Origin of the sequence: Halorubrum ruber (assembly GCF_018228765.1) — an archaeon.
In the GTDB taxonomy this organism is placed as follows: Archaea; Halobacteriota; Halobacteria; order Halobacteriales; family Haloferacaceae; genus Halorubrum; species Halorubrum ruber.
Map to the genome: position 1 here is coordinate 1,344,657 of NZ_CP073695.1, position 12,858 is coordinate 1,357,514.

Annotated in this window: 13 protein-coding genes; 5 read left to right on the forward strand and 8 right to left on the reverse strand. The window is 70.0% G+C overall.

Going from position 1 to position 12,858, the window contains the following annotated elements; all coding sequences use genetic code 11:
• Nucleotides 1-3: 3 nt before the first annotated feature.
• Together aceA and J7656_RS06705 are read left to right on the forward strand one after the other, a co-directional pair.
• Nucleotides 4-1,044 carry an isocitrate lyase gene (aceA, locus tag J7656_RS06700; RefSeq protein ID WP_017344520.1) on the forward strand — a complete coding sequence of 347 codons (1,041 nt, stop codon included), beginning with the start codon at nt 4-6 and terminating at the stop codon, nt 1,042-1,044.
• Entirely contained in the window at nt 1,044-1,964 is a 921-nt protein-coding gene (locus J7656_RS06705; protein ID WP_017344521.1) for an HpcH/HpaI aldolase/citrate lyase family protein, read from the forward strand. Before aceA ends, J7656_RS06705 begins: the two co-directional genes overlap by 1 nt.
• A gap of 105 nt (nt 1,965-2,069) precedes the next feature.
• On the opposite strand, the gene J7656_RS06710 is transcribed toward J7656_RS06705, so the two are convergent.
• The 3 genes from J7656_RS06710 to J7656_RS06720 form a co-directional block, all read right to left on the reverse strand.
• Nucleotides 2,070-3,377, reverse strand: a complete 1,308-nt coding sequence (locus tag J7656_RS06710; RefSeq protein WP_017344522.1) for a CaiB/BaiF CoA transferase family protein — start codon at nt 3,375-3,377, stop codon at nt 2,070-2,072.
• Nucleotides 3,378-3,495: 118 nt separating this feature from the next.
• Nucleotides 3,496-3,660 (reverse strand): DUF7838 family putative zinc beta-ribbon protein, encoded by a 165-nt coding sequence (locus J7656_RS06715; RefSeq protein WP_017344523.1) that lies wholly within the window; start codon nt 3,658-3,660, stop codon nt 3,496-3,498.
• Between the two features lie 79 nt (nt 3,661-3,739).
• Nucleotides 3,740-4,723 (reverse strand): nucleoside recognition protein, encoded by a 984-nt coding sequence (locus J7656_RS06720; protein WP_017344524.1) that lies wholly within the window; start codon nt 4,721-4,723, stop codon nt 3,740-3,742.
• A 171-nt stretch (nt 4,724-4,894) separates the two neighbouring features.
• Between J7656_RS06720 and J7656_RS06725 the strand changes: the two genes are divergently transcribed.
• Entirely contained in the window at nt 4,895-5,779 is an 885-nt protein-coding gene (locus J7656_RS06725) for an HVO_0234 family beta-propeller protein (RefSeq protein WP_017344525.1), read from the forward strand.
• 799 nt (nt 5,780-6,578) lie between these two features.
• Here the strand turns inward: J7656_RS06725 and J7656_RS06730 are convergent.
• Entirely contained in the window at nt 6,579-7,529 is a 951-nt protein-coding gene (locus tag J7656_RS06730) for an aminopeptidase (protein WP_017344526.1), read from the reverse strand.
• Nucleotides 7,530-7,714: 185 nt separating this feature from the next.
• Between J7656_RS06730 and J7656_RS06735 the strand changes: the two genes are divergently transcribed.
• On the forward strand, nt 7,715-8,782 hold the full coding sequence (locus J7656_RS06735; RefSeq protein WP_017344527.1) for a type II glyceraldehyde-3-phosphate dehydrogenase: 1,068 nt from the start codon (nt 7,715-7,717) through the stop codon (nt 8,780-8,782).
• A 59-nt stretch (nt 8,783-8,841) separates the two neighbouring features.
• Here J7656_RS06735 and J7656_RS06740 read toward each other — a convergent pair whose 3' ends face one another.
• From J7656_RS06740 to J7656_RS06750, 3 genes are all read right to left on the reverse strand, one after another.
• A complete protein-coding gene (locus J7656_RS06740) occupies nt 8,842-9,018 on the reverse strand; it encodes a hypothetical protein (RefSeq protein WP_017344528.1) in 177 nt (58 codons plus the stop codon).
• Between the two features lie 128 nt (nt 9,019-9,146).
• Nucleotides 9,147-9,470, reverse strand: a complete 324-nt coding sequence (locus J7656_RS06745; protein WP_484494413.1) for a WNWW family protein — start codon at nt 9,468-9,470, stop codon at nt 9,147-9,149.
• 90 nt (nt 9,471-9,560) lie between these two features.
• Nucleotides 9,561-10,553: a hypothetical protein gene (locus J7656_RS06750; RefSeq protein ID WP_017344530.1), complete on the reverse strand. Its 993-nt coding sequence runs from the start codon at nt 10,551-10,553 to the stop codon at nt 9,561-9,563.
• A gap of 158 nt (nt 10,554-10,711) precedes the next feature.
• Here J7656_RS06750 and J7656_RS06755 point away from each other — a divergent pair, with 158 nt between their 5' ends.
• Nucleotides 10,712-11,815: a TrmB family transcriptional regulator gene (locus J7656_RS06755; protein ID WP_211554459.1), complete on the forward strand. Its 1,104-nt coding sequence runs from the start codon at nt 10,712-10,714 to the stop codon at nt 11,813-11,815.
• A 38-nt stretch (nt 11,816-11,853) separates the two neighbouring features.
• Here the strand turns inward: J7656_RS06755 and J7656_RS06760 are convergent, their stop codons facing one another.
• Nucleotides 11,854-12,792 carry a carbohydrate kinase family protein gene (locus J7656_RS06760; RefSeq protein ID WP_017344532.1) on the reverse strand — a complete coding sequence of 313 codons (939 nt, stop codon included), beginning with the start codon at nt 12,790-12,792 and terminating at the stop codon, nt 11,854-11,856.
• Nucleotides 12,793-12,858 lie beyond the last annotated feature (66 nt).

Consider the following 12,858-nt stretch of genomic DNA (forward strand, 5'->3'; position numbering starts at 1 on the left):
CCGATGAATCCCAACGAACTCGACGACGACGTCTTCGACAGAGATATCGACAACCCGGCCGGCCGAAAGCTCCGCCAGCTGTTCGACGAGCAGGAGTACACGTTCGCGCCCGGGATCTACCACGCGCTCGATGCCCGCCTCGCGGAGATGGCCGGGCTCGACGCGGCCTACATGAGCGGCTACTCGACCGTCCTCGGCCAGTTCGGCTTCCCCGACCTAGAGATGGTCACCATGTCCGAGATGGTCGAGAACGCCAAGCGCATGGTCGAGGCAACGAACCTCCCCGTCATCGCCGACTGCGACACCGGTTACGGCGGCGTCCACAACGTCCGGCGCGCGGTCCGCGAGTACGAGAAGGCCGGCGTCGCGGCGATCCACATCGAGGACCAGACCTCGCCGAAGCGCTGCGGCCACATCGCGGGCAAGCAGATCGTCTCCCGCGAGCAGGCCCGCTCGCGGTTCGAGGCCGCCGTCGACGCGAAGCAGAGCGAGGACACGGTCATCATCGCCCGCACCGACGCGTACGGCTCCGCGAATGGCGACTGGGAGGAACACCTCGAACGCGGCCGCATCTACGCCGACGCCGGTGTCGACCTCGTCTGGCCCGAGATGCCCGACCCCTCGCGCGAGGACGCGGTCGAGTACGCCGAGACGATCCACGAGACCCACCCCGACCTCGACCTCGCGTTCAACTACTCCTCCTCGTTCGAGTGGGGCGCCGAGGAGGACCCGCTCACCTTCGAGGAACTCGGCGACCTCGGCTACCAGTACATCTTCATCACGCTGTACGGGCTCCACTCCGGCGCCCACGCCGCCTACGAGGACTTCGCGAACATCGCCGAGAACGACGAGGAGGCGCAGTTCGACCTCGAAGAGCGCTACATCGGCCACGAGACCGAGAGCCACCACGAGCTCTCCTTCGTCCCGCGGTACCAGGACATTGAGGCCGAGTTCGACCCCGAGGCGCGACAGCGCCAGGAGGAGTCGGCCGGCTTCACCGAAGACGAGAACGACCCGATCACGGCCTCGGAGGGCGACGACTGATGGCCGGGCCGGAAGACGTCACGCTCCGGCGGAGTCAGCTCGCCACGCCGGGCTCCGACCCGGAGATGATCGAGCGCGCGCCCGACTCCGGCGCCGACGAGGCGTTCCTCGACCTCGAGGACTCCGTCGCGCCCTCGGCGAAGGTCGACGCCCGCGAGAACGTCATCGAGGGGCTGATCGAGTACGACTGGTCGGACACCCGGCCCTGCTACCGGATGAACGGCGTCGACACCAGGTGGTTCTACGACGACGTGATCGAGGTCGTCGGGCGCGCCGGCGAGTACCTCGACACGATCATGGTGCCGATGGCGAACAACCCGGAGACGGTCGCCACCGTCGACAACCTCCTGACGCAGGTCGAGGAGAACAACGACCTGCCGGTCGGCGACATCGGCCTCCAGGCGCAGATCGAGTCGCCGGAGGCGATGACGAAGGTCGCCGACATCGCCCGCGCCAGCGACCGCCTGGAGTCGCTCGTGTTCGGCCCCGGCGACTACACCGCCAACGTCGGCGCCGCCGGCCTCACGATCGGCTCCGGCGGCGGCTACCCCGGCCACTACTGGCACTACCAGCTCGCGCGCATCGCCCACGCGGCGAAGGCGCAGGGCCTCCAGGTGATCGACGGCCCGTACGCCGAGATCGAGGACGCGGAGGGGTTCCGCGACTCCTGTCGCTGGGCGAGCCAGCTGGGCTGTGACGGCAAGTGGGCGATCCACCCGAGCCAGATCGAGCCCGCCAACGAGACGTTCGCCCCCTCGCCCGAGGAGGCCGAGAAGGCGCGTCGGATCGTCGACGCCTACGCGGAGGCGAAAGAGCAGGGCAAAGGCGCCGTGAGCGTCGACGGCGAGATGGTCGACGAGGCGACCGACAAGATGGCCCGCGGGATCGTCGCGCGCGCCGAGCAGGCGGGAATTCTGTAAGCCGGGACGCTCCGAGGTCGTCGCGGCACTCGGGCATCTTTTTTCGACGCGCGCTCGCCGGTCGCCCGCCGGTATCGTCACTCCGAAATCGTCACTCCGGAATCGCTACTCCGAGATCGCGCCGCGGTCCCGCAGCTCGTCGATGTCGCCGTCGCCGTAGCCGTACTCGCGGAGGACCGACTCCGTGTGTTCGCCGAGCGCGGGCGGGTGACGGCGGACCGTCGTGGGCGTCCGCGAGAAGTGCATCGGCGAGCCGGGGAACCGCACCGTGCCCGCGGTCGGGTGCTCGGCCTCTTCGAGCATCCCGCGCGCCTCGATCTGGGGGTCGGCGAACACCTCGCCCACGTCGCGGACGCGGCTCGCGGGGACGTCGTGGTCGTCCAGCCGCTCGACCGCCTCGTCGGTCGTCATCGCCGCGAACGTCTCCGCTAACTCGCGGTCGAGCTCCTCGCGGTTCCGGACGCGCCCCTCGTTCGTCTCGTACCGCTCGTCGGCGAGCAGGTCCGGGCGGTCGATCGCCTCGCACAGCGGCGGCCAGAAGCGGTCGGACGAGCAGGCGACGACGATGTAGTCGTCCGCCGTCTCGTACGCCCGGTAGGGGACGATGTTCGGGTGTTTGCTCCCCATCCGACCCGGCGGCTCGCCGCTGGCGAAGTAGTTCGTCGCCATGTAGCTGGTCCAGGCGGCCTGGCCGTCGAGCAGGCTCACGTCGATCTTCTGTCCGCGCCCGTCGCCGAGTTCGCGTTCGAGCAGCGCCGCGAGGATCGCCTGCGTCGCGTACATCCCGGCGCCGACGTCGGCGAGCGCGACCCCGATCCGGACTGGCGGGCCGCCCTCGACGCCCGTGAACGACATGAAGCCCCCGCGGGCCTGCATCATGATGTCGTACGCGGGCTTGTCGCGGTCGGGCCCCCACTCGCCGTAGCCGGAGATGCCGCAGTAGACGAGCCCGGGGTTCTCCTCGACGAGGTCGCCGTAGCCGAGCCCCCACTCCTCCGTCTTGCCGACCCGGAAGTTCTCGACGAGGACGTCCGCCTCGCGCGCGATGTCGCGGACGACCGCGCGGCCCGCCTCGGTCGTGAGATCCAGCTGGATCGAGCGCTTATTGCGGTTGACGCTGACGTAGTAGGCGCTCTCGGCGCCGCTGTCGGTCTCACCATCCTCGCTGTCCCTCTCACCATCTTCGCCGTCCCTCTCACCATCCTCACCGCTGTCGCCCTTGCTGAACGCCGGAGGTACCCACGTCCGCGTCTGGTCGCCCGGGCCGGGCCGCTCGACCTTGATCACCTCCGCGCCGAGGTCGCCGAGCTGCATCGTACAGAACGGCCCGACGAGCACGCGCGAGAGGTCCAAGACGGTGAGTCCGTCGAGCGGACCCGCGTCGCCCTCGGGATTTCGCGCCTCACCGACCACGCGGTCTCGCCTCCGCGGACCGTCGCCGTATCCGGTTCATGCGATCCGGCACAGCCGCCGGGGTAGTGAGTGTTGCGGCGCGGTGGTGGGACTGAAGAACAGCGGCAGGGCGGTCGGATCAGGCGGGGAGGGTGTCGATCCCGTTGATCTCGACGTAGCCGTAGCCGCAGTCGGGGCAGCGCCACTTCGTCTTCTCGCCGAGGTGGAGCGTCATCGCCGCGGTCCGGTAGAACGAGCGGGTCTCGCCGCACGCGGGACAGTCCGCGTCCTTTTCGAGCGCCATGCGCGCCGATCGGTCCGGGGCGGTGTTGAACCTACTGATTCGGGCGTGGCCGGCGCGGTCGGTCGCCGCTGGGGGCGCCTCACCACACCGGCGCGAGCAGCAGCGCGACCGTCGCGGAGATGAAGACGAGTTTCAGGGAGGTGTTGACGACGATCACCTTCGTGCCGAACGACGCGCCCCAGATCCCGTACTGGAACGGGATCGAGCGCCGGAACGTCGAGACGGCAAAGGAGAGGATACTTCCGATGAGCAGCGACGCGACCGCGGTCCGGGTGGTGAAGGTGCCGGCTTCGGTCCCGGCGAGCGTCGCCGCGCCCGCGGTCGTGTCGAGCGTGAACACTGCGATGACGGGTACCGCGGCGCCCGGCAGCCCCAGCACGCTCGTGATCGGTTCGGCGACGCTCGTCAAAGCACGCACGTCGTACGTCGAGACCAGCCAGATGACCAGGGTGTAGACGACCGCGAGCCGCGGAACGATCCGCCGGAGCGTGCCCCACGACTTCTCGGCGGCGTCGCGGACGCGCTCGCGGTCGGTGCGGTCGTCGGCCTCGGGGCCGGTCGCGTCGACGTCGGCGAGCGCTGAGCGGTCGACGTTCGCGTCGGAGAGGAGGAGTCCGCCAGCGACGACGCCCGTGACCGTGATCAAAAGCGCGATGCCGGCGCGTGCGCCGACGTAGACTGCGCCCGTCGTGACCCCGAGGATCGGGATCAACACCGGGACGTAGTAGGTGAACACGTGCTGGACGAAGCCGAAGAACGTGTTCATCGTCACGGCGACGAGCGTCGCGCGGTCGTCGAGCAGGCCCGCCTCGCGGTACTCCGCCAGCGTCGCGTAGCCCGCGGTCGTCGACGCCGCGGTCGTGAGGATCGCCGTGCCGACCTCGTCCGGGAGGTTCGCCGGCCGCGTGAGCCACCCCGCGACCCCGGCGACGTACCGGACTAAGCCGAACGCGACGGCGACGTTGGCGGCGAAGACACCCCCCGCGATGAACGCCGTGATCCGGGCCAGCCGGGGGACCACGTCCGCGAGCACCGTCGCGAGGTCGGCGGCGACCGATTGCACGAATCGACGTACGCGAGGGGCGCTCAAATGGCCGTCGGAATGCGCGGGCGTTCCCGGGGCGTCGGAACGCGCGACGGTGCCCGAGGGGTCGGAACACGCGACGGTGCCCGAACCCGGGGCGGGAGCGCCGGCGCGCGGGGCTTATGTCCCGCCGCGGAGAACGCCCTCCCGATGGCTCCCGCCGAGGACGACATCTCGATCGACGAAAAGCGCGTGTACGCGGGCAGCACCGGCCGCACCGACGCCTACGTCGCGACCGGGGCCGGGATCGTCCGCGTCTCGCTGTCGGCCGACAAGATCGGCGCGTTCGACATGGTTGCGCGCGACGCGGCCCGCGACGTCGCGGTCCTCGCGTGCGGCGAGGGGACGGCTGATCTCGTCGCCGCCGCGACCCCAGACGGGCTCTCGGTCGCCGCGGTCGGCGACGACCCCGACTTCGAGCCGGTCGACGACGAGCCGGCGGTCGCGGTCGGCGTCGCGGGCGGTCGCGACGGCGTGATCGTCGCGCGAGAGGACGGCGCGGTCGAGCACGTCGAGTTCGAAGAAAGCGGGACAGCGGTCGCGTCGACGGCGCGGCTCGGCTCGGTCGCGGACCCGCGCGCGGTCGACGGCGCGCTCGTCGCGGGTGCGGACGGGGTCTTTCGGGTCGATGCGGGGAGACTCACCGACGTCGGCCTCGACGATGCGCGCGACGTAGCCGGGTCCGGGATGCCCCTCGCCGCGACCGGTGCGGGGCTCTACTGGCTCGGGAACGGCTGGATGACGGCCCGCGAGGGCGCCGCGGACGCGGTCGCGGCCGACGGCGACGGCCACGCGATGGCGGTCGTCGGCGGTGATCTGTTTGTTCACTCGGGTGCGGGCGAGTGGGATGATGAGACGTGGGCGGTTGCTGATTTGCCCGTGGACGAGACGGCGGTGGCGCTCGGTTACGGGCCCGGCGTCTCCGTCGCAGTCACGGACGCCGGTACGCTCTGCGTCGACGCCGGCGACGGCTGGCGCCACCAAGTGGTCGGCGTCCGCGACGTGGCGGGCGTGGCGCTCGTGGTCGTGGAATGAGTTGGAGATACTGTGTGGAGCGCCCCGAAATCTCGATCGTTCGCTTATAAATCATCGATAGCGGATCGGCGGCGACCGCCTCTGATGTCTCGGCTGCTGGTTTATAAATCGCGGATAGCAGATCTGCGGTGAACACCACCGGAGCCCGGCTGATAGTTTATAAGTAGTCGGCTGCGGATCGACGGCGACTAACTCCAAAGCCCCGGCTGATAGTTTATAAGTAGTCGGCTGCGGATCGACGGCGACTAACTCCAAAGCCCCGGCTGATAGTTTATAAGTAGTCGGCTGCGGATCGACGGCGACTAACTCCAAAGCCCCCGGCTGATAGTTTATAAGTAGTCGGCTGCGGATCGACGGCGACTAACTCCAAAGCCCCGGCTGATAGTTTATAAGTAGTCGGCTGCGGATCGACGGCGACTAACTCCAAAGCCCCGGCCGTGAGGCGGGCGCACGCTCGCTGCGCTCCTCAGTCGCTCACTCCGTTCGCTCCCTGCGGTGCTTGCGTCGCCTGCGCCCGCCGCACGGCCGCCCCTTTGAGTCCCGCCCCGCACCACCGGAAGACGGTCCTGCTCGCTCACTCCGTTCGCTGCGCGGGCTGCGACTTCCGTGCTCCCGCTCGCTTCGCTCGCGGGAACGCAACCGCACCTCACGCCTCCCCAGCCTCGTCGCTCGCGCTTAAAAGCGCTCGCGACTCCCTCGCGCGTGCTGACTCGCGGCTGCCGAGGGCGGCCGCTCGCAGGCACGCGCCACCGCCTCGAACATTTATAAACGAAAAGTTAGATTCCCGCCTTGGGCCGCTTTACGGGCTCGGCAGGTCGATCGGCTCGCCGTCGGCGTAGACGGTCGGATTTCGGATGATGCCGTCGAGGTGGAGCGGCGCGTCCGTCTCGCCGCCGATGCCGGCGTTGTCGCCGATCGCGATGTGGACGGTGCCGCCCGCCTTCTCGTCTAAGAGGACCGAGCCGACGAGCTCCTCGACGCCGCCGTTGGTCCCGATGCCGAGTTCCGCGAGGTTGTACGCCGCGTCGCCGACCTCCTCGGCGGCCGCCTCCACGTCGGCCCGGATCTCGTCGTCGCCGATCTCGGTCACGAACCCGTCCTCGACCTCGAACGCGAGTTCTTGGCCGTCGTCGAGCAGGCCGTGGGGCATCATCGTCCCGTCGACGACGAAGGTCCCGGTCGCGGTCTCGGGCGCGACGAACACCTCGCCTGCGGGGAGGTTCGAGAAGTCGCCCGGCTCGCGGACCATCCCGGTGTCGGCGAGCCACTCGCGGTCGCCGATCCCGAACGTGATGTCTGTGCCGGCGGGCGCGGTGACCCGGACCTCGTCCGCGTCGGCGACCTGATCGAGCACGTCGTCGCAGGCGGCGTCGATGGCGGCGTAGTCGGCGTCGAGCCCGGTCGTGAACACGTCCTCGGTGATCCCTGGGAGCGTCGCGCCGCGTGCGCCGGCGTCGCAGGCCGCGCCGCGGGCGCGGGTGTGGCTCAGGCTCTTCGTCGTGGGCGCAAGGAAGACGTCCGCCTCTCGCATCGCGGCCGCGACCGGCGCCGGCGGCTCCGTCCCGTGCTGCCCGGCCGGCGGGTACCGCAGGACCGTCGCGTCGTCGGTGACGGCGCACGCGGCCGCGTAGAGCGCCTCGCCGATCGGCTCGCGCTCGTCGTCGGTGACCACGACGACCGACTCGTCGGGGGCGACGTTCAGACACTGTTCGACCGCGGTCGCCGCGGCGTCGGAGAGGTCGGCTGGCATGTCCGCGCCTCCGTCCGCCCGGGCGTTAGGCCTTGCCATCGACGATTTTACTCTATTCTGTAATTGAATTATTTACGTCCGGTGCCGATCGGCGTCGAATTAACCGATCGATTACTCGTGGGGTAGTTAATTCCAATTGAGGTTCCTCGAAAAGATTATACCGGTCCCCGAGCGAGAGACGGTATATGATACGCGTGGGCGTCAACGGCTACGGCACGATCGGCAAGCGGGTCGCGGACGCCGTCGCGGCCCAGGCCGACATGGAGCTCGTCGGCGTGACGAAGGCGTCGCCGGACTACGGCGTCGAGGCCGCGGCCCGCCGCGGCTACGACCTGTACGCGGCCGTCGAGGACCGCGTCGACGAATTCGCGGCCGCCGGCGTCGAACTGGCGGGGACGCTCGGCGACCTGCTCGACGCCGTCGACGTCATTGTCGACTGCGCGCCCTCCGGCGTCGGCGAGCGCAACGCGCCGGTCTACGAGGCGCACGACACGAAGGCGGTCTTCCAGGGCGGCGAGGACGCCGCGGTCGCCGAGGCCTCGTTCAACGCCCGCGGCCGCTTCGAGGCGGCGCGCGGCGCTGACGCCGTCCGCGTCGTCTCCTGTAACACGACCGCGCTCTCGCGGCTGCTCGCGCCGCTCGACGAGACCTACGGCGTCGAGAAGGCGCGCGTCACGCTCGTCCGCCGCGGCGGCGACCCGAACGAGACCGACCGCGGTCCGATAAACGACATCGTCCCCGACCCGGCGACGGTCCCCTCCCACCACGGCCCGGACGTGAACGAGATCCTCCCCGACGTGACCGTCGACACCGCAGCGCTGAAGGCGCCGGTCACCGGGATGCACACCCACAGCGTCAACGTCACCCTGGCGACCGACCCCGACCCGGCGGCGGTCCGCGACCTGCTCGCCGACGAGAGCCGTATCTTCCTCGTCCCCGAGGGCGCCGGCATCGACGGCGCCGGTGCGCTGAAGGAGTACGCCGCCGACGCGGGGCGCCCGCGCGGCGATCTCTGGGAGAACTGCGTCTGGGAGGAGTCGATAAGCGTGACCGGTCGGGACCTCTACCTCTTCCAGAACGTCCACCAGGAGGCCGACGTGGTCCCCGAGAACGTCGACGCGGTCCGCGCGATGGCGACCGACGTCGACGCCGCCGAGTCGGTCGCGCGTACGAACGAGACGCTCGGCGTGGGCCTTGACAGCCGACTCGGAGACGGCGACCTGGTCCGGACGGAACTGCCGGCCGACGACTGACGTCCTCGTTGACCGCCTTCGTTGACTGCTCTCGGTTCGCTACCGCCCGCAGCCGGCGGTCACTCGTTCGGGCGCGTGACGAGGAACGTCCGCCCGCCCCGCCGTTCGAGGTGGACCTCGCTGCCGTCGACGCGGTTCGCCCGGACCCGGTCCGGGAGGCGGTCGGTTCGACAGTCGGTGACGTCCACCCGCGTCGGCGTCGCGTACCGCGGTCGGTCGGCGGTGACTGCGCTCATACCTCACCGTTCGACCGGACAGCCCCTATAAGCGAGCCATCCGCGGAGTGAAAGTGAAAGTAGACGGCTCCGAACCGCTGCCGGGCGATCCGAACGCGGACGGACGGGGACCTCGTCCCCCGCCCGCCCTACCGGCGGAGCCCCGTCGCCTCGTCGTCCTCGACGAACCGCACCGTGAAGTAGTCGTAGCCGCCGTAGGCGGCGTCGAGCGCGCCCATCCACCAGTTCCACCGCTCGACGAGCGAGGAGCCGTCCGGCGCGTCCTCCAAGTGTCCGATCACCCCCGTCACGGTCAGTCCGTGGCCGCGGTCCTCGGAGGGCCGCCCGGAGTCGACGAGGTCGCGGGCCGACCGCGAGACCGCGCGCCGCTCGGCCTCGGTCCCGCCGAACTCGTCTTCGAGTGCGCGTTCCAGACGCTTTCTGTCCATGCTCCCGCTACGTGCCGCGAGTATATCAGTCGCGTGGTAGGGGGTGGCACGTCCGGTGACGCCGAGGAGCTTCGACCGGACGTTCCGCCACCTGCCGGCGGGCGCGCAGCCGACTCACAGCCGCGCGGCGAGCACGAGGAACAGCAGCGAGAACGGTGCCGTGAGCAGCGCCAGCGCCAGTCCGCCCGCCCCCTCGCCGGCCGCGACGGTCATCAGCACGCCGACGACGAGCGAGAACGACCCCAGCGCCGCGAGCGTGAGCCGTTCCGGAACGCTCGCGCGGTCCGGCCCGTCGCTTTCCGCCAGTGCCGCGTCGAGCGCCGACTCGACCGCGTTGGCGCGCTCCACCGGGACGAACAGCCACGGCGTCGACCGGAACCACGCGTTCCCACGGTACGCGAGCAGGAACAGCGTCGTCCATCGGAGGTCGACCCGCCGCGTCCGGACCACCGCCCCGAGGTCGTCGCTCCGGGCCCGATCGTGGCTCGGATACGTCCGCTCGACCGTCGACTCGACCGAATCCAGTCGGACGACCACGCCCGACGACTGGACGACGGCCGGCACGAACCAGACGAGCCAGAACAGCGGCCAGAGGGCGGGGAGGAAGTCGGACGGCGCCGCCAGCGCCGCGGCGACGACGGCGCCGAACCCGGCGAGCGTCCACCCCGGACTGAGCGCGCCCGCGGCCTCCCGGAGCCGGGAGCCGGTCAGCTCGCCGACCGAGGTCTCGCGGTACCAGACGTACAGCGAGGGGAGGGTGGCGACCGCGAGCGCGAACAGGAACCCGACGCCGACCGCGGCCTCGGTAAGGCCGACGCTCGGGAGCGCGAGTTCGCCGGCGGCGGCGCCCGCGAGCGCGGCGACCGCGACGGCGCCGATCGAGACGAGGACCGTGCCGACGATCCCGACCGTCGCGCCGGCCGCGAGCGAGCGGAGGCGGTCGTGACGGACCGGCCCCCACTCGATCGGGTCGCGTTCGGCGGTCGCCTCGGAATCGCGGGGAGTTTCGGACCCCTCGGCCACGCCGCGGCCGTCGTCGGCCGTCGAGACGCCATCGGCGGCGTCGACGGCGTCGGCGGCGGCGGGCTCTCGGCTCTCGGAGGGCATACGCGCCGAGTCGTTCCGGGATGGCAAAAGAGTGAGGCCGAGCGCGGTGCGACGTGACGCGTCCCGGGTCCCGACGGTCGTTCGCGGTGCGCGCCACTCGCTCTCCCGGTCGCTTCGGGGAGGATGATACTTATTCGCTACCCGCGTAGAGGGGAGGTATGGATGCGGACTCCCTGACGGAGACGCTCGAAAACGCCGGCCTGTCACCGTACCAAGCGGCGGTGTACGTCGCGCTCCTCGATCTACGGACCGCGACCGCGACCGAGATCGCCAACGAGAGCGACATCCCGACGCCGCGCGTGTACGACGTGATCGACGCCTTGGCCGAGCGCGGATACGTCGAGAAATACGAGCAGGGGACGATCAAAGTGCGGGCACACAGCCCCGGGAAGGTGCTCGAGGACCTCGAAAACAGGATCGATCAGTTGGAATCGGCGACCGCCGAAATAGAGGACCGGTGGGAACAGCCCCCGCTCGAAAAGTCCACCGCCAGCATCGTGAAGCAGTTCCAGACGGTTATCGACCGCGCGCGGCTGTTCATCGAACAGGCGGAAACCCGCGTGTACGTCTCCGTGACGGCCGAGCAACTGGAGATGCTTCGCGACCCCCTCAAGCGGGCTCACGAGCGCGGCGTCGCCGTGTACATTCTCGTTAACACAGAGTCGAGCGAAGACAGGCCGACGGTCGACTCGATAGCCGGGATCTGTCGGGAGGCGCGATACCGCGGGCTCCCGGCGCCGTTCGTCGCGTCGGTCGACCGACAGAGCGCCTGCTTCTCACACCATCCGGACGCGGTCAACCAGACCGGCGTCCTCGTCAACGACGAGGAGTACACCTTCGTCTTCCACTGGTTCTTCATGACGTGCCTCTGGGAACACGGGACGCCGATACACTCGGAGGGACAGGACACGCTGCCGATCGAGTACGTCGACATCCGTCAGTTAGTACGCGAAGCGCGGCCGCTCTTCGAGTCCGAGGCGACGGTGACCGTCCGCGTTGAGGGGACCGACGTCTCCACCGGCGAACCGCGGACGATCGCGGGGACCGTCGAGGAAGTCCGGTCACACGTGGGCGACAGGGAGTCGGACACGCAGGTCGCCGGACAGGTACTGATGGTCGTCGACACCGGCACCGACCGGATCAGCGTCGGTGGCTGGAACGCCGTGGTCGAGGACGTCGAGGCGACTCGGATCGTCATCACCGACGTCGCGGATGTCGACGAGTACCCGTCGCTACGGGCGGGGACGGAACCGGCCGAGTGATCGCGGACGGCAGCGTCTCCGGGGCCACGTAGAACGGGTCACAGCCCGTCGCGAAGCTCCTCGACGGCCTCCCGGTCGGGAAGTGCGGCCATCGCACCGCGGCGCTTCGTCGACGCGGCGGCGACGGCGTTGGCGAACCCGAGGATACCGTCCGGGTCGTCGCCGTCGACGAGTCCCGCGATCGCTCCGGCGGAGAAGGCGTCGCCGGCGCCGGTCGTGTCGACGACCTCCTCGATCTCGTATCCGGGGTGGTGCCACTCGCCGGCGGCCCACCGCGAGCCCTCGTCGGTGACCAGCCGCGCGCCGGAACTGCCTTCGGTCAGGAAAACCGCGTCCGGTCCGGCGGCGAGAACCTCCGCGGTCGTCGTCGGGAGACCGGCGCCCTCGAGGTCCTCGCGGGTGACTTTGAGGACGTCCGTCTCGGAGAGCATCCGCTCTATCGTGGGCCCCGGATCCGTCTCCCACAGCTCGGGGCGGACGTTCGGATCGAAGAAGACGCAGCAGTCTCGGTCACGGGCCCGCTCGACGAGGTCGAACGTCGCCGATCGCGCTGGCTCGACGGTCAGCGTGACCCCTCCCACGACGACGACCTCGACCGAATCGAGGACGTCGTCGCCGACGACGCTCGTGTCGAGGCGCCTGTCCGCCGTGTCCGAGCGGTAGAAGGTGAACTCGCGGTCGGCGTCCTCGCTGTGCGAGACGAACGCCAGCGCCGTCCGGCTGTCCGGAACCTCCGTGACGAAGTCGTCCGGAACGCCCTCGCGGTCGAGCACCCGCGCGAGATGCGAGCCGAACGGGTCGTCGGCGAGCGCGGTACAGAACCACGGCGTCCGGTCGAGGCGCGCCAGCCCGACCGCCACGTTGGCCGGCGCGCCGCCCGCTCGCTTGGAGAACGACTCCACGTCCGCGAGCGGTCCGGGGCGGTCGGGAATAAAATCGATCAGGGTCTCGCCGGCGACAAGGGCCTCACGCGTCATGCGCCACCATGCTCGGAGTCAGGAGTATGAAAACAATAAAAATTCGGACGAGGGCGCGACCGACCC

Excerpts from the sequence above, each read along its gene's own strand:
- J7656_RS06740 (WP_017344528.1), bottom strand. The coding sequence starts at position 9,018 with ATGAGCGCAGTCACCGCCGACCGACCGCGGTACGCGACGCCGACGCGG.
- J7656_RS06735 (WP_017344527.1), top strand. The coding sequence starts at position 7,715 with ATGATACGCGTGGGCGTCAACGGCTACGGCACGATCGGCAAGCGGGTC.
- aceA (WP_017344520.1), top strand. The coding sequence starts at position 4 with ATGAATCCCAACGAACTCGACGACGACGTCTTCGACAGAGATATCGAC.
- J7656_RS06755 (WP_211554459.1), top strand. The coding sequence starts at position 10,712 with ATGGATGCGGACTCCCTGACGGAGACGCTCGAAAACGCCGGCCTGTCA.
- J7656_RS06760 (WP_017344532.1), bottom strand. The coding sequence starts at position 12,792 with ATGACGCGTGAGGCCCTTGTCGCCGGCGAGACCCTGATCGATTTTATT.
- J7656_RS06725 (WP_017344525.1), top strand. The coding sequence starts at position 4,895 with ATGGCTCCCGCCGAGGACGACATCTCGATCGACGAAAAGCGCGTGTAC.
- J7656_RS06715 (WP_017344523.1), bottom strand. The coding sequence starts at position 3,660 with ATGGCGCTCGAAAAGGACGCGGACTGTCCCGCGTGCGGCGAGACCCGC.
- J7656_RS06705 (WP_017344521.1), top strand. The coding sequence starts at position 1,044 with ATGGCCGGGCCGGAAGACGTCACGCTCCGGCGGAGTCAGCTCGCCACG.
- J7656_RS06730 (WP_017344526.1), bottom strand. The coding sequence starts at position 7,529 with ATGCCAGCCGACCTCTCCGACGCCGCGGCGACCGCGGTCGAACAGTGT.
- J7656_RS06750 (WP_017344530.1), bottom strand. The coding sequence starts at position 10,553 with ATGCCCTCCGAGAGCCGAGAGCCCGCCGCCGCCGACGCCGTCGACGCC.